Consider the following 17,956-nt stretch of genomic DNA (forward strand, 5'->3'; position numbering starts at 1 on the left):
CCCAGACGCGTCATGCGTTCTTCAGGCCGTCGAACCGGCCAAGAACAGCGCAAGCGGTCAATAATTCGAGGTGCCCTTTATTACGTGCGCGGCAGACCCATCACAAAAGCCGACGCCTTGGCGGCATGAGTTGAGATAGACATCCTGCGGGCTCTCCTATGACCTTCCTCGCGGTCGCGAGGGAGGGGGCGCATGGGTCAACTCTCAAGCAGAATTTTGCCCCGAACCGGGTTACGTCGCGAGGAGGTCAAACATCTTAAGTTCTTTGGGACCACACCGACTGCGCGCGTCCCATCTTCCGGCCGATATGGCGCTGCCCCCACTGCGTGCGAGAGCAGGCCATCTTTGCGGTCGGCAGCGGTCAAGCGTTGACGCTGTCCTTCAGAGCCTTGGCCACCGTAAATTTCACCACGCGATCGGCAGGCTTTGTCATGGCCTCGCCCGTCGACGGGTTGCGGACCTGTCGTTCGGGACGATCGCGGCAGGCGAACTTGCCCAAGCCAGGAAGGGTGAGGGCGCCGCCCTCGGCCACGATCGAAGTCGCAACCTCGGAGAGCGCATCAAGGACAGAAGAGACATCTTTTTTCTCAACGCCAGACTTTTCGGCCAGGGTGGCGAGCAACTCGGTTTTGGTCATCGGCTTCATCGTTCTTTCCTTGTCATGTGAACATCTGGGATAGGGGTAGCCAGTGCCGGCCAGATTTGCCACCTGAATGCGAACTAAAACGAGGTCTGTGATGGGGCCGACGGGGATGCGCGCATTGGAGAGATGAGATGAGGCGGCGACAACCGCCGGCGGGTCGCAGGTGCACGTGCTACACAATCTCTTGGCAGACGACGCCTCGACCTCCGCTTCATCCGGTACCTAGTAGTGAGGCTAACGGGCAAGCATCTGATGGGAAGGGCAGGGCGGGGCCATGAAAATCACCGCCTACAACATCAACGGCATCCACGGCCGGCTTGAGACGCTCCTTGGCTGATGACATACGACAGCCTGATCTCCGTTTTGAAAGACGCGGACGAAATGCTGCCCTTGCTGGGCAGCGTCATCGCCGGGGCCCTGATCGGCGCGGATCGCGAGTTCTTGAGCAAGCCGGCTGGACTGCGCACCCATGCACTTGTGTGTTTTGCTTCCGCCCTGATGACCTTGCTGGGCTTGAGAATGGCGGAACGGACGGTTGTTTTCCCCGAGGGCACTCAAATCGTCTCAGACATGGCGGATGCCGCATGCCACTCTGACAGGAGTAGGCTTTCGGGGGGCAGGTGTCATTTTTCGGTCAGGGCTTTCGGTTCAGGAGCTGACCACGGCGGCATCGCTCTGGTTGACGGCGTCACTGGGCATCGTCTTCGGCGCGGGCCTTGTGGAGCTTGCGACCATTTCCACAGCTATTACCCTTGTTGTTCTCGTGTTCCAGCGCGCATTGCGCCATATCGTCCCGCCGCAGCCGGCCGTTCGCATCAAAGTCGCTGTGAATGCAGACAGAAGCTACGATGGCACCAGCTTGGAAGCCTGCTTGCTGCACAGGGCTTCGAGCCGGTCCTGTTTCAATCGAGTATGATCGCGCGGGTAGCCTGCGCCGCTATACGCTTTTGGGCTCCGCCTATGATCTGAACATTGATGCGGAAAATCTCGCGCTGCCGCCGGTCCCGTCCTTACGGCCCTTGTGCTGGAGAGCGGGCCGGCGCCGGCTTATCGCTCCAAGCCCATGCGACATTTCTAAATGGCTTACGGAGCAGCATTTTAACTTGGTGACAACAGCGATAGCGAAAGCATTGATCGGGGCGTGTCACGCCATTGACAGCGACCATGCCCGTTGTCATGGTCCGGCCCACATCAACGGGGGTGCTCCATTCATGGGGCTGAGATGCGCAGGTCGCGCGAACCCTTTCAGCTGATCCGGGTAATGCCGGCGGAGCGAGGAAAGCATGTTCATTGGCGCCCAAGTGTCGCTTTATCCCATGACATCCGATTTCGTGGACGTCATTATGTCCAGCCTCGGGGCGCTCGATCCCTATCGCGACAAGTTGCGGATCGAGACGGACGACATCTCGACCCTGATGGTGGGGGCGCCGGAACCGCTGTTCGACGCCGTGCGCGACCTGTTCGCCCGCGCGGCACGGCAGCCGGACCACGTGACGATGCATGTCACTTTTTCCCGCGGCTGCCCCGGAGAGCCGGATGATCCGACCTGTCGTTGCGAGACGCTGACGCGTGCGCAAGGCTTGTCCCTGTCAGAACGTCAGGCCGAGGCGCAGGAGGCTGTTCGGACCGCGCCGGCCCTGGGCGTGGCCATCGATGTGCAGTTTTCACTTTATGTGCTGGGCCAGGACCGTCACATGGACGAGATCTATGGCTGCATCGACTTCCTCAAGAACTCTGGCACCTTCCTGCGCTCCAAGAACTTCTGCACCCGGCTGCAAGGCGATGCAGGAGCGGTCTTCGAGACGCTGCGCCAAGCCTTCCTGCGCTTTGGCCCGGCCGAGGGGCACGTAACCATCGACATGACGGCCTCGGCGAACAGTCCGATCGCACGCTGATCCCCGGGGGGCACGGCCATGCTGCCGCGTATTCTGCCGCCCCTGCTTCTGGCCGCCTGCCTTCTGGTGGGCTGGGAAAGCTATTGCCGACTGGCAGATGTGGCGCCGTTGATCCTTCCGGCGCCCTCTGGTGTGCTGCAGGCGTTGGTTTTGAACCGGGCCGACATCGGCGCCCATGCGCTGTCCACGATAGCGGTGGCAGCCCTGGGCTTCTCGCTCTCGGTCGGCTTCGCCTTTCTCGTCTCGGTCATGTTGCATTTCCTGCCTTGGGCCGAAAAGGGTCTGATGCCACTGTTTGTGGCAAGCCAGACCGTGCCGCTGGTTGCGCTGGCGCCGCTGATGATCCTCTGGTTCGGCTTCGGCCTTTTGCCAAAGGTGCTGCTGGTGATCCTCGTCACTTTCTTTCCGATGCTGCTGAGCCTGCTGTCCGGTTATCGGCAGACGCCCACCGACTTCACGGATCTTCTTGCATCAATGGGCGCGGGACGGTTTTCCGTTTTCCGCCGCGCGGTGCTGCCCTCGGCTCGGCCCAGCTTCTTCGCCGGGCTGCGGATCTCGGCCACCTATGCGATCGTCGCCACGATCTTTGCCGAATACGCCGGGGCGCGGCGCGGCTTGGGTATCTACATTCTTGCAGCCAAGAACAACTTTCGCGCCGATCTTGTGCTGGCGGCGGTGGTGGTCTCTGCCGGGCTGACGCTGGCCCTGCTGGGCGCTATCCGGCTTCTGGACCGCCTGACCGCCCGCGGACCCAAGGCGCGCCATGCTTGACCTGCGCGGCCTGACCATCGGCACAGATGCGGCAATGCTGGTTGGCGATCTGTCGCTGTCTTTGCCGATGACCGGGATCACTGCCCTGATCGGTCCCTCTGGCTGCGGTAAAAGCTCGGTTCTGAAATGGTCGGCAGGCATCCTGCCCAAGGACCTGGATGGCGAGGGCCAATTAATGCTGGACGGGCAGGCCATTGCCCGCCCCTGTCCCGCGATCAGCTACCAGCCCCAAAGCGACGCGCTATTCCCGTGGCTGACGGTGGCCCAGAATGCCGCCTTGGGCCTGCAGGTCAGGGGTCTGTCTCGCGCTGAAGCCCTGAACCGCGTTGCACCTCTCTTCAGCAGCTTTGGCCTGAAGGGAACGGAAGGCCAGTTTCCCGACCAGCTTTCCGGCGGCATGCGCCAGCGTGCCGCCTTTCTGCGCACCGTCGTGCAGGACAGCCGCTATGTCCTGCTGGACGAACCTTTCTCGGCCCTGGATGCGGTCACGCGGCTGCGCATGCAGGACTGGCTGATCGCCCGACTCGCTGAACGCCCGCGCGGCGTCCTGCTGGTCACCCATGACCTGCACGAGGCGACTAGGCTTGCGGACGTCATTCTGGTCATGGCGGGCCCGCCCGGCCGGATCGTGGCCGAAATCCCGGTGCCACATCCCCCCACACAGCGCAGTGAGGCCGCCCTTGCGCCCCTGCGCGACGAATTGAAATCCCTGCTGCTGGAGAATGCCCCATGACGATCCGCCCGCTTGCGATTGGCCTTTGCCTTGCCATCCCCATGCCCGCTTGGGCCGACACCAGCGTCAGCGTCGCGCTCGACTGGATGCTGAACACCAATCATGTCGGCCTGGTCGTCGCTCGTGACCGTGGGCTTTATACCGCCGAGGGACTGGAGGTCGAACTGCTTCCCTATTCCGACACTAACTCGGCGGCGCTGCTGGCGGGGGGTGCCGCGGATTTCGCCTATATGACCTCGCTTGGGTTTATGTCGGCGCGGGCCGGTGGAGCCGAACTGGTGGCACTGTGGGCCACGATGCAGCATGATCCGGGGCGGCTGGTCTTTAACAGCGACAACGCGGACATCACCCGGCCCGCCGATCTGTCAGGCAAAACCTATGCCGGCTTCGGCAGCGCGTGGGAGGAGGCGCTGATCGGCACGATGATCCGCAACGACGGGGGAGAGCCGGTCTGGAACACCGTGACGCTGGGCACCGGCGCCTACGAGGCGCTGGCTTCGGGTGCGGTGGACTTCACATTGGAGGTCTCGACCTGGGAAGGCGTGAACAGCACGCTTCTGGGCCGCAGGCAGTCCTCGTTCACCTATGCCGACTTTGGGATCCCCGACCAGCAGACAGGCTATATCGGTACGCGCGCGGACACCCTGGTCCAAGACCCGGATCTGGTCAGGCGCTTCATGCGCGCGACGCGGGCGGGCTACGAATGGGCCGCCGACCATCCGGATGAAGCTGCGCAGGTCCTGATCGCCGCCGGAGACTTTCCGAACCCTGAACTTGTCCACGGCTCAATGAAGGCAATCACCGAGGGTGGTTATCTTCGCGATGGCGACACGCCCGTGGGCAGCATCGACCCGGAGCGCTTTTCGGCCATGGCACGTTTCCTGTTCGACAGCGGCGTTCTCAAGGACGCCAGTGGAAAAGCCCTGGAATGGCCGGAAGAGGTCTCGACTTGGTTCAATCAGCGCTGGAGAGAACAAGAGTCTTAACGGTCTACGCGATTGTCTATCGGCCGGAAACCATTCATGTAGCAGAAGAGTCATTTGCGATGAACGGTTTAATGATGTGATCAACCCGGACGGCATCTGTATGCCAAGGGAGTTGCAACCGACCCTATCGACCTGGCCGATCCAGCGATCTCCGCGAACGCGTCACGCTTAAAGTCGTCCGTGAAGTGGCCTATGTCCATTGTGGCCTCCTTGCCTCGAAGTTAGCGAAGGAGACCTCCACAAAACATAGGTTATTCGTCGTAGGACATCGCGGCTGCAACTGCCGTTGACCTATAAGAAAGAAATTCAGGGCCAATCGGCCCTGAAGTGTGCTTGTTTCCGAAGCGGCTCCTCAAGCTGCATCCTTTATGGCGCGCTCACTCTCCCGAACCGTGGGCACGACCTGGTCGCCCCAGGATCCGTTGCCGCCATGATGGCGCGAAACGCGCACCAGTTCAACCGAGACGCCCTCGTTGACGGCGCGCTGAATCGCCTCGTTCAGGCGGTGGACCGCATCGGCCACGCGATGGATGGCGCGGTCGCGGGGATCAAGGTCGGGGCGCTCGACACGTTCGAAATCCGGCTTGTTCATGGGTTCCTCCGGGGGTTGGGGCCTGCCCCGGCGCGGGACAGGCCGCTGGCTGCTATTCGGCCGCGAACTGGTTCATGGTGTTGGCGTGGCCGCCCGCCTTCAGGGCCCGTTCGCCCGCCACCATCTCCTTGAAGCTGTCGCCCAGGTCGGACCCGACCTCGTGCTGGTGCTTCACGGCGCTGATGCCGCGGCGGATTTCCTCGCGCTGGACCGTCTTGACATAGGCCAGCATCTTTTCCTCGCCGAAATAGCCGCGCGACAGTTCGTCGACCGACTTGGCGGTCAGGTGGAAGGTCGGCAGCGTGATCAGGTTGTGGAACACGCCCGCGCGCGCGGCGATGTCGGTCTGGAAGCGCTGCAGGCGGGCATCCGCCTCATGGCCCAGGTCGGTGTCGTCGTAGTCCGCCTTCATCAGCGCGGTGTCGTCAGGGTAATCGGCCTCAGCGATCCTGCCCTCGGCCAGCCACTGCGCGCGGACCTGCTTGCGCAGGTTCAGCGTCCAATTGAAGCTGGGCGAGTTGTTGTAGGTCAGCTTGGCGTTCGGGACCTCCTTGCGGATTTCGTTCACCATGCCGGCGATCTCGTCCACGTTGGGGGTGTCGGTCTCGATCCACAGCAGGTCGGCGCCGCCCTGGGTCAGGGACGCGATGCAGTCCTCGATCACGCGCTGCCGGCCGGTGTTGTCCTGGAAGGGGAACAGCCCGTTGGGCAGGCGCATGGGACGCACGAACTCTCCGCCCTGGAAGATGGCCAGCTCGCCCTCACTGATCGGGTTGGCTGCGGTGATCTGCTCGGTCTTGAGCCACTTGATGTACTGGCTGGCCAGATCGCCCGGCTGCTGGCTGACGGGCACCTTCTGGGTCAGGCCTGCCCCCAGGCTGTCGGTGCGCGCCACGATCACGCCATCCTCGACCCCCAGCTCCTCGAAGGCCAGGCGGCAGGCGCGCAGCTTTTCGATGAAGTCCTCGCGCGGGACGGTGACCTTGCCGTCCTGGTGGCCGCATTGCTTGGCGTCCGAGACCTGGTTCTCGATCTGGAGCGCGCAGGCGCCCGCCTTGATCAGCTCCTTGGCCAGCAGGTAGGTCGCGTGTTCGTTGCCGAAGCCCGCGTCGATATCGGCAATGATCGGCACGACATGGGATTCGAAGTTGTCGATCCTGTCGATGATCCCGGCCCGCTCATCCTCGCTGCCGGCCTTCTTCAGCTCGCGGAACAAGTCGTTCAGCGCGACTTCGTCCGCTTGACGCAGCGAGACGTAGATTTCCTGGATCAGGTCGGCCACGGCGGTCTTTTCGTGCATGGACTGGTCGGGCAGGTGGCCCCAGCGGTTGCGCAGGCCCGCGACCATCCAGCCGGACAGATAGACATAGGTGCCCTTGGCGGTGCCGCGCATCCGCTTGACGGCCTTGATCATCTGCTGGGCGTGAAAGCCCGACCAGCAGCCCAGCGATTGCGTGAAGTTCGCGGGATCGGCGTCATAGGCCGCCATGTCGGCGCGCATGACCCTTGCCATGTCGCGGGCGATGTCCAGATGCGTGTCATAGGTGTTCTGCAGCCGCAACTGCACGATGTCATCGACCGAAACGCCAGCCCGGGTTTGACCGGAGGGGTAGCGCGACAGCACGTCGGATCGGATTTCCGAAAAGGTCTTTCGGTTGGTCATGGCGTTTCCTTTCAGCAGCATGGTCTTGGGTCAGGGTGGGTCGGGGTTGCATGTCGCCCTGGGTGCTGGATTCCGGACCGCCGGGGGGCATGTCGTCTATCGGGTGCATCGCGTCGGCCAGGATGGTCCGGGACGCAGTTGGCGATGATCGGCGATGGGCATGGTCCGCTCCGATGATTCCTCGTAATGTCATGTCAGTAATGTTACGCTGCAGTTGCAGCATTGGCTGCATGCAAACGGGTTGTGTTGTCAGTCAGGTCACGAACACAGCTTCAGGGTTGTAACATTGTAAGAAGGAAGTGCCGCGATGCCCGCCCGCCCGGAAAAGCTCATCATTGGCCAGCGGCTGCGCGTGCTGCGCCAGTCCCTGGGACTGACGCAGGCGCAGATGGGCGCGGAACTGGGCGTTTCGGCCAGCTACATCACCCTGATCGAGGCCGATCAGCGCCCTGTTTCGGCCCGGCTGCTGCTGCGGCTGGCCGAGGTCTACGACCTCAACATCTCGGAACTGGCGCCGTCGGCGGATGCGCAGCTGTCGGCGGATTTCGCATCGGCCCTGAAGGACCCGGCGCTGGAGGCTGGCGCCGCGTCGCGCGCCGAGATCGAGGCCGTCCTGCAGTCCTCGCCCCGGATCGCGGCAGCCTTCGTGCGCCTGCATGACCGCTATCGCGAGGCCATGCTGCGCGCGCAGGGTGACGGCAACCCGATGACGGACCGCGACAAGGTCGAGGTGCTGACCGAAAGCTCGCGCCCGGTCGAGGAAGTGCGCGCCTGGTTCTATGCGCGCGGCAACTATGTCGAGGCCCTGGACGAGGCGGCCGAGGCCCTGGCGAACGATCTGGGCCTGCATCGCGGCGAGCCGCATGTGGCGCTGTCGATGCGCCTGGCGGCCCATGACATCCAGGTCCGCATCCTGCCCGCCCCGGTGATGGGCGACCAGTTGCGCCGCTTCGATCCGCACCGCAAGGAACTGCTTCTGTCGGAACTGCTGGGCCAGCCAAGCCGCCGCTTCCAGATCGGCGTCCTTCTGGCCAAGCTGGAGGCCGACGAGGCCGTCTCGGCCCTGGTGGTCAAGGCGGGGCTTGTCGATCCCGCCGCGATCGGCCTGCTGCGGGTCAGCCTGGCCAACTATTTCGCCGCCGCGCTGCTGATGCCCTATGGCCGCTTCCTGACCGCCTGCGAAAGCACCCGCTATGACGTCGAGCTGCTGAGCCACCGCTTCGGCACCAGCTTCGAGCAGACGGCCCACCGCATGTCCACGCTGCAGCGCCCGCAGGCGCGCGGCATCCCGTTCTTCTTCGTGCGGGTGGACCGGGCGGGCAACATGTCCAAGCGCTTCAGCGCGGGGCGTTTCCCCTTTTCGCGTTTCGGCGGCAGCTGCCCGCTGTGGAACATCCATTCCGCCTTCGAGACGCCCAACCAGGTCCAGACGCAGGTGATCCGCATGCCCGAGGGCGCCAGCTATTTCTCGATCGCGCGTACCGTGACCCGCGCCGGAGGCAGCTATGGCGCCCCGTCGCAGCGCCTGGCGATCGGGCTTGGCTGCGACATCGCCTATGCGCCGCGCCTGATCTATGCCGACGGGATCGACCTCGGCCGCACGAGGCCGGTCGATATCGGCCTGAACTGCTATCTGTGTGAGCGGCAGAACTGCCCCGCCCGCGCCCATGCGCCCATTAACCGCAAGATGGCCGTCAACGAACGCGAACGCAGCCTGGCCATCTTCAGCTTCGAGGGTCCGTAGGACAGTATTCTTCTACAAATGCGGAGAACCTCATTGACAATATAGTTGGTCACCCCAGAACTGAGGTTGGGCGGACAAGACCGCTTATAACATGCAAACATTGCGGGCACCTGAGCACTACCGCCCGGAACAAGCCGCACTGATCCCAGGCTTGTCGAACCGCCAGTCAGCCAGTGATTTGTTCCTTTGTAGAGAGCCGACTGATTCAGCCACCCGCAAGCGACGGGATGATGCCAAGCCTTATCCTTAGCGCCTGTTTTCATATAAGCACCAGATTGCGCCATAAAATTGGGGATCAGAGATTTGCCACATTCCCAACATCAAACTGGACTTATAATTTTCGGAAACTGGATATAATAAAAATCCTCTTCGGCTGTGAGCCTGCGAGCGGAAGCTGGCTATTGGAAGGAGAAAGATCCAAGCCGCAATGCAATCCTTCCAGTCGCAGGTGCCGGCAGGCAACAGAGGAACAATCGCCATGGCAAGACATTCTCGAGACCTGACAATTCGTTCCGTCTTGTCCTGGCTGCGGCTTCGGTTGCAACTCCGGTGGCAGGAGGCAACTTCGTGCTCATGGGTCGTGTCGATTCTTCTGCCAAGACGGTCGCTGCCGAGGTCTGCGCCGAGAGCCAGCTAGCTTCCCCTTACGATAGCTCGCGCCGACGCCGAAGGCAGCCTTGATGCCAAACTCTGTCGGCGCAATTCCCATATTCTGCAAGGAGAAATCATGCTCGTCGATCCCAACCACACCGACCCGCAGAGCAGAGACGACCTTCATTCCAACTCGCGCCGTGCATTCATGAAAACAACCGGTCTGACGGCATTGGGTGCGATGCTAGGAATGGTTGTCCCGTTTGAACGAAACCTGCCAGCGGGCGTCATTCCAGTAGCCTTGGCTCAGGACACAGGGATGGACCTGATGTCCGACAAGAAGGGACTTGTTGTCCTGGGGGACCGTCCGCTGAATGCGGAAGTGCCGGCACATCTGCTGGACGACGACATCACCCCCTACGAACATCTGTTCGTTCGCATGAACGGGTTGGTGCCACAGACCGCCCTGGACCAGAACGCGGAAAACTGGACGCTGACCATTGACGGAGAAGTCGAAAACCCGCTGGAACTGACAATTGATGATCTGAAATCGCGTTTTGAAAACGTCACCAGCCGTCTGGTCATCGAATGCGGCGGTAATGGCCGCGCGTTCTTTCAGCCCGGAACCTCGGGCAACCAATGGACCGTCGGTGCAGTTGGTTGCCCCGAATGGACCGGTGTGCGGCTGTCCGACGTGCTGAAGGAAGCGGGCCTGAAGAAGACGGCGGTCTATACCGGCCATTACAGCAACGATGTCCACCTGAGCGGAGACGAGGAAAAGGAAGTCATCTCGCGCGGGGCGCCTATCGAGAAGGTGATGGAGGGGGACACGATCATCGCCTGGGCCATGAACGGAGAGCCGCTGACCGCCTTGCACGGATTTCCGCTGCGGGTGATCGTGCCGGGCTATCCGGCCTCGGCCTCTCAGAAATACCTCAACCGGATCTGGATCCGGGACAAGGAACATGACGGCGCCAAGATGACTGGCGATTCCTACCGCTTGCCAGCCTATCCCGTGGCGCCAGGGACCGAAGTTCCCGAAAGCGACATGGTGGTGCTGACAAACATGCCGATCAAGTCCATCGTCACTTTCCCCGAAACCGGAACCGAGGTGAAGGCTGGCGAACAGGTCGAGGTGCGCGGCCATGCCTGGTGTGGCAAGGGAAATGTCGCAACAATGCATATCTCGGTAGATTTCGGTCAGACCTGGCAGGAAGCCACGCTGGAACCTGCCGCCAACCGCTTTGCCTGGCAGCGCTGGCGCGCGAACGTGACCCTGCCGCAGCACGGCTACTACGAGGTCTGGGCGCGTGCCACCGACGGCGACGGCATCAGCCAGCCGCCCCTCTCGCCAGTATGGAACCCGCGCGGATATGCCAATAACATCCAGCACCGCATCGCGCTTGTGGCAACGGCCTGACGAAGGGGTGCGGACATGAAACATCTATTTGCCATGGGCGCGGGTGCTGTTGCGGCCCTGGCGCTTGGCGCCGGGCTGGCCCTGGCCGCGCCGGAACCCGACCCGATGACCGCCCTTGCGGGAAGGCCCGCCGGCGCCGATCCGTTGGACCCGATGACGGCCTTGATGGCGCGCCCCGACGAGGGGACGGGCGGCGAAGGCAATGCCGAGTTGGGTGGGCTGCCGGAAGGTCCGGGCGCCGAGGACACTTTTTACCAATGCGTCGCCTGCCATTCGACCGAGATCATCAAGCAGCAGCGCGTGACCGATCACCGCTGGGATGAGCTTTGGACCTGGATGGTCGAAAGGCAGGGCATGGCCGAACCCGATGAGGAGACCAAGAAGGTCATCCTGACCTATCTGAAGACCTATTTCTCATCCGAGCGGTAGAACAAGGTGCCGGGCCATGCGCCCGGCACCGACTGTGCCGGTCGATCATCAGTCTGCCTGCGCCATCTTCCGCGCCATCCTGTCGATCCTGGTCACTCCTTCCGGGATCAGGTCTGCTGCGATGGAAGCGTAGCCTAGCCGAAACACGGGGCAGGGGGACGGCGGCTCTTCAAAGAACACTGCGCCTGGCTCGATCAGAACACTTTTCTCCCGCAGCCTGGCAGCCAGATCAGCGCTGTCGGTCCCCCGCGCACTCAGCCACATGCTGGAACCGCCCTGTGTCGCCGCACCCTCGATCTGCAACGAGGTCATGGAAATCGCTTCTTCGAGAACCCGCCGCCGTTCCTTGAGTGTATGACGCAGGCGGACGATATGCGCATCATAATGCCCTAAAGCCAAGAAATAGGCCGTGATCCGCTGCAGGTGACTGGGCGGATGGCGCAGCATGATCGCTCGCAGGGCCCGAGCCCGCGCGATAAACGGGGCAGGGGCGACCATGTATCCGATACGCAATCCCGGAAACAGCGATTTCGAGAAGCTGCCGATATAGATAACCCTGCCGGACCCGTCCAATGACTTCAGCGCGGGTGCGGGCGGTGCCAGATAGGACATCTCAAAATCGTAATCATCCTCGATGATCAGGGCATCTGTCTCGTTCGCGCGGAGAAGCAGTTCTCTCCGACGGGACAGCGGCATCGTCGCTCCCGTGGGGATGTGATGGCTGGGCGTTATGATGATCAGCCGGGTATTGGCCGGCAGCATCGCCGGATCCACCCCCATCGAATCCACGGGCAGAAAGGTGGTCGGGCTGCGCGCTCGCCGCAAGGTCTCGGCGAAATCAGGATAACCCGGTTCCTCTGTGACCGCCAGCCGATCAACGCGGGCAAGCAGTTCTGTTGCAAGAAACAATGCGTTCTGTGCGCCAAGGGTGACGAGAACTTCATCCGGTTGCGCGTGGAATCCACGCCGCGGCAACGTGTTCGAGCAGATATAATCAAGCAACAGCGGATCGTCCGCACCGTATCTGTCGGCAGCCAACTCTGAAAAGTCGCGCGTCCCCAAAGCGCGACGAGCGCAGTCGCGCCACGCGTTGTGATCGAACAGGGTCGGGTCTGCCTGACCGAAAATGAACGGATATCTGAACTCCCGCCAGTTGCTGGGCTTGCGGATGACGCGTCGAGGCAGATCGTGGTCCGAAAGCCAGCGCGACCACCTTACCGTTTGCGACTTCGAGGCCGACTGGGATGTCACATCCACACGACGGTGCGGCACCGTGGCTGCGACTGCAATACCGGATCGGGGCAATGCTTCCAAATATCCTTGGCTAACAAGATCCTGATAAACAAGCGTCACGGTCATTCGAGAGATATTCAGCCCCTGTGCCAACTTGCGGCTGGATGGCAGTCTAGCGCCCGGGTGTGCCCGTGTTTCCAAGATCGCACGAACAATGGCCGCAGCGAGGCGGCCCTGAAGGGTCGGTGCATCCTCGCGCAGGAAGACCGCATCAATGGGGATGTCGCTACGCACCTGGACCTATATTCGTTGTCAACTGGACATATCACTGAGCCTTCTCTGCGGCAATATTACGCACCGAGGAGCGACCCGATAAAACCGGTCGCTGAATGGGAGGGGAGCCCGATGAAGATGACAATCAAACTGCTGGCTGGAACCGCGATCTGCCTGATGGCCAGCGTTCCGGCATTTGCCGCGGAATACCGCATCGCGGTAGGCGATGGTGCCGGGGGCACGCAGGAGGCTCTTGGCAAGGCGTTTGTCGAGGCGCTTGAAAAGGAAAGCGGCGGGGAAATGACTGGCAAGCTGTTCGTGAACGGCCAGCTTGGCGACGAACAGGACACCGTCACTGCCGCAGCGACCGGCACGCTGGACTTCTCGATCCTGGCGATCAACAACATCACCCCGTTCTCGCCGTCTGTCGGCACACTGACGCTGCCCTATGTCATCCTGAGCCAGGACGACGCAGAGAAGGTCACGCAAGGCGAGGTTGGTCAGCAGATGGTCGAGCAGACCATCGAGGATGCGGGCGTCCGCATCATCGGCTGGGGCTATTCCGGTTTCCGTGTTCTGACCAATTCCAAGAAGCCGGTGTCGACGGTGGCGGACCTGCAAGGGCTGGTCGTTCGGGTACCCAAGAACGAAATCATGATCGAGACCTACAAGAGCTGGGGCATTAACCCGACCCCGATGGCCTGGGGTGAAACCTTTGCAGCGCTTCAGCAGAAGGTCGTGGACGGTCAGGACAACCCCTACATGACCGTCAACGCGATGAAGTTCTATGAAGTCCAGAAGTACATCACCGACCTGCGCTATATCTTCTCGATCGAGCCGCTGATCGTCAGCGAGGCGCTGTTCGAGAGCCTGTCCGAGGACGAGCAGCAGCATGTTCTGGCTGCCGGAGAAGCCGCCACGCAAGCATCGGCTGCCTTCCTGCGAGAACAGGAAAGCAGAATACGCGACGAACTGGTATCTCGGGGTATGGAAATTACCAAGCCGGCCGACGACGAAAAGGAGTTCATCGAGTTGGCGACCACGAATGTCTGGCCGAAATTCTACGACCAGATCGGCGGGGTCGAGGTTCTGAACGGTGTTCTCGCCTCGCTGGGCCGCGACCCGGTGCAGTAACGGAACCGCTGCGGCGGGGCCGCCCGCCGCTTTCCCTCATGCAATACTGAACCGCCCCTTCTCGGAGGCAATGCATGTCTGCATTCTGGAAGCATCTCGATCATCTTGAAAGCTATATCTGCCGAACGCTTCTGGCGGTCTTTGTCACGTTGCTGTTCGTCCAGATCGTCGCCCGCCAGGTGTTCGGATTCTCGATCACCTGGATTGAGGAACTGTCGGTCATTCTGTTCGTCTGGTTCGCCTATTTCGGCGCGTCCTATGCCGCGCGGATGGCGGCACACAACCGGGTGACGTTCCACCTGAACATGATGCCGCGCCGGACCGCGCGCATCCTGGAGGCCATCGGCGACCTGTTCTGGATCGCCTTCAACGTCGTCTTCATCTGGCAGGCGATCCAGTTCATCTCCCGCCTCAAGCCCTTCGTGAAAGCCCAGACCCTGGGTTGGGAAATGCGCTGGGTCTACATGGCGCTGCCCATAGCCTTCGCGCTGATGACGATCCGCATCCTTCAGGTGAACTACCTCAAGCTGGTCAAGGGCATCGACCCCCGCGATCCCGACAAGGTCGAGGTCGAGCAGGCGCTGGAACTGGCCGAGGACGAGCAGCGCGCGTTTCAGCGGGAGCACGCGAAATGAACGACTATGTCGTAGAAGTCCTGTTCGGCACCTTTGCCCTGCTGATGGTGCTGGGTGCGCCAATCACCGTGGCGCTTGGTGTCGCAGCCTTGGCCGCCATGTTCTATCTTGGCGACAATCCGATCAAGATGGTGCAGATGGCCTGGTCCTCGGTGGGCTCGTTCCCGCTCATGGCTCTGCCATCCTTTATCCTGGCAGGAGCGCTGATGGAGGCCGCCGGGCTGTCGCGGCGCCTGATCGCGGTCGCCGAAAGCCTGGCCGGTCCCTTCACGGGTGGCCTGTCGGCCGCCACCATCGTCGCCTGCCTGTTCTTCGGCGCGATCTCCGGTTCGGGGCCTGCGACCACAGCGGCCGTGGGAATGCTGATGATCCCTGGCATGATCCGCAACGGTTACAGCCGTGAATATGCCGCCTCTGCCACGGCGGCGGCGGGGGGCTTGGGCATCGTCATTCCGCCCTCGATCCCGATGATCATCTTCGGCATCTCGGCCATGGGGATCGCTCCCGATCCCGCCGCGGTCGAGGCGCACGGCCAATTCCAGTCGGTGTCCATCTCCAAGATGTTCATCGCGGGCTTCCTGCCCGGTGCGGTCATGGCGGGCGGCCTGCTGCTGATGAACTACATCCGCTGCAAGGGCCGAGGCTATCACGGATCGTCCGAACCGCTGTCGCTGCGCAAGTTCGCCTGCGCCTGCTACCAGGGCTTCTGGGCGCTGATGGCTCCTATCGTGATCCTGGGTGGCATCTATTCGGGCCTGTTCACCCCCACCGAGGCCGCCATCGTCGCCATCTTCTATACCCTGTTCGTCGGCATCGTCATCTATCGCGAGCTGGATGTGGCCGAGGTGTTCAAGGCGCTGGAGGCGACGACCTGGCTGGCCGGGCGGGTGCTTCTGGTGCTGTTCGCCGCCACGATCTTCGGCCGCATTCTGGTGGAAAACAACGTCCCCGGCATCATCGCGGGCGGCATCCTGGGCCTGACCACCAACCCATATGCCATCTGGGCTTTGATCATCGGGATGCTGCTGATCGTGGGCATGTTCATGGAAACGCTGGCCGCGATCATGATCCTTGTCCCGGTGATGCTGCCGGTGGCCTACATGGTCGGCATCGACCCGATCCACTTCGGCATCGTGATGATCTGCACGTTGTCCGTGGGCTTCCAGACCCCGCCCCTGGGCGAGAACCTGTTCATTGCCTCGGGCATCTCGGGCGAAAGTATCGAACGGATCAGTGTCGCCGCCCTCCCCTTCGCCGTCGCCTCGACCGTCGCGATCTTCGTCATCGCGCTCTTTCCGCAAATCGCCCTGTGGCTTCCGGCCATGCTGGGCTACTGACCAAGGAGTTCTTCCATGACCCGCACCCTGACCGCCGCCGACCTGAAGGATACTTTCGACGCCTTCAACCGCCACGACATCGACGGTGTCATGACCCACTTTGGCGACGATTGCGTGTTCTACACGGTCGCAGGCGACAACGAATACGGCAACAGGATCGAAGGCCGGAACGCCATTGCCAAGGCCTTCGAGGGTGTCTGGACCGCCATGCCGGACGTGCAGTGGGCCGATCACGAGCACTTTATGTCCGAGGACGGCAGCCGCGGCGTCAGCCAGTGGACCTTCCGCGCCACCAATCCGGACGGAACCCGGACCGAGGTGCAGGGCGCCGACCTGTTCCGCATCAAGGACGGCAAGATCGTGGAAAAGCAGGCGATCCGCAAGCAGCGTCCCAACATCGCCGCCAAGTGACCGCCATGCAGCCCATCGACAAACGCGGGTCGGTGCCGTTCGACCCCCATTACGACCCCATGACGGCGCGCACGTTGGGTCCGGGCAGCGATTACGCCCCGACCTACTGGATCGGCACCGCCGGGCCGGCCCCCGAAGGCGACGGCCCGGTGACGCGCGACATGGACGTGGATGTCGCCGTGATCGGCTCGGGCTACACCGGGCTGTCCACGGCCATCCACCTGGCCAAGGAACACGGCATCAAGGCCACCGTGCTGGAGGCGAATGGCGTCGCTTACGGTTGCTCCACCCGCAATGGCGGTCAGGCCCAGATCAGCGCGGGACGCCTCAAGCGCAGCCAATGGATCGACCGCTGGGGCCTGGATGTCGCGCGCGGCATGCACAACGAGATGGTCGAGGCATTCGCCCTGTTCCGCGGGCTGCTGCGCGACCACGACATTCAGTGCGATCCGCAGGAGGGCGGCCACTACTACATCGCCCACAAGGCCAGCGTCATGCCGACGCTGGAGGCCGAGGCGAAGCTGTTGCGCGACACCTTCGGCTATGATGCCCGGATGCTGTCGCGGGACGAGCTGTTCGCCAACGCAGTGCGCGACCAGGAAGCGCATGGTGCGATGTGGGAAGCCGACGGCGTCAGCATCCACGCCGCAAAGCTGGCCTTCGGCTATCTGCGCGTGGCCCGCGAACTCGGGGCCACCGTGCATCCCGACAGTCCCGTGCAGGGATGGGAGCTGAAGAACGGCGTTCATCACCTGCGCACGCCGGGTGGCATCATGCGTGCCCGCCGGGTTGCCGTGGCCACGGCCGCCTATGCCACCCGGGGCCTGCACAGCCGCCTCCGCGACCGCCTGATGCCGATCATGTCGAACAGCATCGTCACGCGTGTCCTGACTCCGTCCGAACTGGAAGCCGTGGGCATTCGAACCATGTCCCCGCTGACGGATACCCGCACGCTGCGTCATTATTACCGCCTGCTGCCTGACAATCGGTTGCAGATCGGATCGCGCGCGGCGATCACCGGACGCGACGCGGCAAACCCCGCCCACCTGAACGGGCTGCGCGAAGGCATGGCCCGCAAGTTCCCGGCCCTGCGCGGGATCGACCTGGACTACAGCTGGTGGGGCTGGGTCGATGTGAGCCACGACATGATGCCGCGCATCACCGGGCTGCCGGATACGCCGGGGCTGTTCTACTCACTGGGATACGGCGGCAACGGCGTCATGTACTCGGCCATGGCGGGTCGCCGCCTGGCGCAACTGGTCGCCGGCAAAACCGCCCCCGACCTGCCGATCTTCAACACCGAACTTCCCCATGAGGGCTGGAAGACGCCGTTCCGGCGACTGGGCCAATGGGGTCTCTATCACCTTTACCACTATCGCGACGAGCGGACATAAGGAGCCATCGCCATGAGAATGACGACAGAGGAAGCGTTTGTCAAAGTGCTGCAGATGCACGGGATCGAGCAT

17 protein-coding genes, 1 pseudogene and 1 riboswitch are annotated in these 17,956 nt (G+C 62.5%); of the genes and pseudogenes, 14 read left to right on the plus strand and 4 right to left on the minus strand.

Annotation, left to right across the window (positions count from 1 at the left end):
• Positions 1-361: 361 nt before the first annotated feature.
• A complete protein-coding gene (locus OU682_RS20865) occupies positions 362-646 on the minus strand; it encodes an HU family DNA-binding protein (RefSeq protein ID WP_329609840.1) in 285 nt (94 codons plus the stop codon).
• Positions 647-1,024: 378 nt separating this feature from the next.
• Here OU682_RS20865 and OU682_RS24365 point away from each other — a divergent pair.
• From OU682_RS24365 to OU682_RS20885, 6 genes and pseudogenes are all read left to right on the plus strand, one after another.
• Positions 1,025-1,183: pseudogene (locus tag OU682_RS24365) on the plus strand (MgtC/SapB family protein); the annotation flags it as partial.
• Between the two features lie 37 nt (positions 1,184-1,220).
• Positions 1,221-1,559: an MgtC/SapB family protein gene (locus OU682_RS24370; protein WP_371832290.1), complete on the plus strand. Its 339-nt coding sequence runs from the start codon at positions 1,221-1,223 to the stop codon at positions 1,557-1,559.
• A 270-nt stretch (positions 1,560-1,829) separates the two neighbouring features.
• A riboswitch (TPP riboswitch) is annotated at positions 1,830-1,936 on the plus strand.
• On the plus strand, positions 1,927-2,538 hold the full coding sequence (locus OU682_RS20870; protein ID WP_268944139.1) for a YkoF family thiamine/hydroxymethylpyrimidine-binding protein: 612 nt from the start codon (positions 1,927-1,929) through the stop codon (positions 2,536-2,538). It overlaps the preceding riboswitch by 10 nt.
• An 18-nt stretch (positions 2,539-2,556) precedes the next feature.
• Positions 2,557-3,309, plus strand: coding sequence for an ABC transporter permease (locus OU682_RS20875; RefSeq protein WP_268944140.1), 753 nt, complete (start codon positions 2,557-2,559; stop codon positions 3,307-3,309).
• Positions 3,302-4,042 (plus strand): ABC transporter ATP-binding protein, encoded by a 741-nt coding sequence (locus OU682_RS20880; protein ID WP_268944141.1) that lies wholly within the window; start codon positions 3,302-3,304, stop codon positions 4,040-4,042. Before OU682_RS20875 ends, OU682_RS20880 begins: the two co-directional genes overlap by 8 nt.
• The gene (locus tag OU682_RS20885; RefSeq protein ID WP_268944142.1) at positions 4,039-5,028 is read left to right on the plus strand and encodes an ABC transporter substrate-binding protein; all 990 of its coding nucleotides are present in this window, start codon (positions 4,039-4,041) and stop codon (positions 5,026-5,028) included. The genes OU682_RS20880 and OU682_RS20885 overlap by 4 nt, the downstream gene beginning before the upstream one ends.
• A gap of 352 nt (positions 5,029-5,380) precedes the next feature.
• On the opposite strand, the gene OU682_RS20890 is transcribed toward OU682_RS20885, so the two are convergent.
• The gene (locus OU682_RS20890; protein WP_268944143.1) at positions 5,381-5,620 is read right to left on the minus strand and encodes a hypothetical protein; all 240 of its coding nucleotides are present in this window, start codon (positions 5,618-5,620) and stop codon (positions 5,381-5,383) included.
• A gap of 52 nt (positions 5,621-5,672) precedes the next feature.
• On the minus strand, positions 5,673-7,283 hold the full coding sequence (locus OU682_RS20895; protein WP_268944144.1) for an isocitrate lyase: 1,611 nt from the start codon (positions 7,281-7,283) through the stop codon (positions 5,673-5,675).
• A gap of 307 nt (positions 7,284-7,590) precedes the next feature.
• On the opposite strand from OU682_RS20895, the gene OU682_RS20900 reads away from it, so the two are divergent.
• The 3 genes from OU682_RS20900 to OU682_RS20910 all read left to right on the plus strand — a co-directional run bounded on the left by OU682_RS20900 (position 7,591) and on the right by OU682_RS20910 (position 11,467).
• A complete protein-coding gene (locus tag OU682_RS20900; RefSeq protein ID WP_268944145.1) occupies positions 7,591-9,027 on the plus strand; it encodes a helix-turn-helix domain-containing protein in 1,437 nt (478 codons plus the stop codon).
• A 919-nt stretch (positions 9,028-9,946) separates the two neighbouring features.
• Positions 9,947-11,038: a sulfite oxidase gene (locus tag OU682_RS20905; protein WP_268944146.1), complete on the plus strand. Its 1,092-nt coding sequence runs from the start codon at positions 9,947-9,949 to the stop codon at positions 11,036-11,038.
• A 15-nt stretch (positions 11,039-11,053) separates the two neighbouring features.
• Positions 11,054-11,467 (plus strand): cytochrome C-552, encoded by a 414-nt coding sequence (locus OU682_RS20910; RefSeq protein ID WP_268944147.1) that lies wholly within the window; start codon positions 11,054-11,056, stop codon positions 11,465-11,467.
• A gap of 48 nt (positions 11,468-11,515) precedes the next feature.
• On the opposite strand, the gene pdxR is transcribed toward OU682_RS20910, so the two are convergent.
• Positions 11,516-12,994: a MocR-like pyridoxine biosynthesis transcription factor PdxR gene (pdxR, locus tag OU682_RS20915; RefSeq protein ID WP_268944148.1), complete on the minus strand. Its 1,479-nt coding sequence runs from the start codon at positions 12,992-12,994 to the stop codon at positions 11,516-11,518.
• Between the two features lie 111 nt (positions 12,995-13,105).
• On the opposite strand from pdxR, the gene OU682_RS20920 reads away from it, so the two are divergent.
• The 5 genes from OU682_RS20920 to OU682_RS20940 all read left to right on the plus strand — a co-directional run bounded on the left by OU682_RS20920 (position 13,106) and on the right by OU682_RS20940 (position 17,884).
• A complete protein-coding gene (locus OU682_RS20920; protein WP_371832291.1) occupies positions 13,106-14,107 on the plus strand; it encodes a TRAP transporter substrate-binding protein in 1,002 nt (333 codons plus the stop codon).
• A gap of 74 nt (positions 14,108-14,181) precedes the next feature.
• Entirely contained in the window at positions 14,182-14,742 is a 561-nt protein-coding gene (locus tag OU682_RS20925; protein WP_268944150.1) for a TRAP transporter small permease, read from the plus strand.
• Positions 14,739-16,079 carry a TRAP transporter large permease gene (locus OU682_RS20930; RefSeq protein WP_268944151.1) on the plus strand — a complete coding sequence of 447 codons (1,341 nt, stop codon included), beginning with the start codon at positions 14,739-14,741 and terminating at the stop codon, positions 16,077-16,079. The genes OU682_RS20925 and OU682_RS20930 overlap by 4 nt, the downstream gene beginning before the upstream one ends.
• Before the next feature lie 15 nt (positions 16,080-16,094).
• Complete coding sequence (locus OU682_RS20935; protein WP_268944152.1) at positions 16,095-16,490, plus strand: nuclear transport factor 2 family protein; 396 nt, start codon at positions 16,095-16,097, stop codon at positions 16,488-16,490.
• Between the two features lie 5 nt (positions 16,491-16,495).
• The gene (locus tag OU682_RS20940; RefSeq protein WP_268944153.1) at positions 16,496-17,884 is read left to right on the plus strand and encodes an NAD(P)/FAD-dependent oxidoreductase; all 1,389 of its coding nucleotides are present in this window, start codon (positions 16,496-16,498) and stop codon (positions 17,882-17,884) included.
• Positions 17,885-17,956 lie beyond the last annotated feature (72 nt).

It is taken from the genome of Paracoccus benzoatiresistens (assembly GCF_026913015.1).
In the GTDB taxonomy this organism is placed as follows: domain Bacteria; phylum Pseudomonadota; class Alphaproteobacteria; order Rhodobacterales; family Rhodobacteraceae; genus Paracoccus; species Paracoccus benzoatiresistens.

Coding starts and splice junctions, on each gene's coding strand:
- OU682_RS20920 (WP_371832291.1), top strand. CDS start 13,106: ATGAAGATGACAATCAAACTGCTGGCTGGAACCGCGATCTGCCTGATG.
- OU682_RS20935 (WP_268944152.1), top strand. CDS start 16,095: ATGACCCGCACCCTGACCGCCGCCGACCTGAAGGATACTTTCGACGCC.
- OU682_RS20870 (WP_268944139.1), top strand. CDS start 1,927: ATGTTCATTGGCGCCCAAGTGTCGCTTTATCCCATGACATCCGATTTC.
- OU682_RS20890 (WP_268944143.1), bottom strand. CDS start 5,620: ATGAACAAGCCGGATTTCGAACGTGTCGAGCGCCCCGACCTTGATCCC.
- OU682_RS24370 (WP_371832290.1), top strand. CDS start 1,221: ATGCCGCATGCCACTCTGACAGGAGTAGGCTTTCGGGGGGCAGGTGTC.
- OU682_RS20895 (WP_268944144.1), bottom strand. CDS start 7,283: ATGACCAACCGAAAGACCTTTTCGGAAATCCGATCCGACGTGCTGTCG.
- OU682_RS20940 (WP_268944153.1), top strand. CDS start 16,496: ATGCAGCCCATCGACAAACGCGGGTCGGTGCCGTTCGACCCCCATTAC.
- OU682_RS20910 (WP_268944147.1), top strand. CDS start 11,054: ATGAAACATCTATTTGCCATGGGCGCGGGTGCTGTTGCGGCCCTGGCG.
- OU682_RS20865 (WP_329609840.1), bottom strand. CDS start 646: ATGAAGCCGATGACCAAAACCGAGTTGCTCGCCACCCTGGCCGAAAAG.
- OU682_RS20925 (WP_268944150.1), top strand. CDS start 14,182: ATGTCTGCATTCTGGAAGCATCTCGATCATCTTGAAAGCTATATCTGC.
- OU682_RS20885 (WP_268944142.1), top strand. CDS start 4,039: ATGACGATCCGCCCGCTTGCGATTGGCCTTTGCCTTGCCATCCCCATG.
- OU682_RS20900 (WP_268944145.1), top strand. CDS start 7,591: ATGCCCGCCCGCCCGGAAAAGCTCATCATTGGCCAGCGGCTGCGCGTG.
- OU682_RS20880 (WP_268944141.1), top strand. CDS start 3,302: ATGCTTGACCTGCGCGGCCTGACCATCGGCACAGATGCGGCAATGCTG.
- OU682_RS20905 (WP_268944146.1), top strand. CDS start 9,947: ATGTCCGACAAGAAGGGACTTGTTGTCCTGGGGGACCGTCCGCTGAAT.
- OU682_RS20875 (WP_268944140.1), top strand. CDS start 2,557: ATGCTGCCGCGTATTCTGCCGCCCCTGCTTCTGGCCGCCTGCCTTCTG.
- OU682_RS20930 (WP_268944151.1), top strand. CDS start 14,739: ATGAACGACTATGTCGTAGAAGTCCTGTTCGGCACCTTTGCCCTGCTG.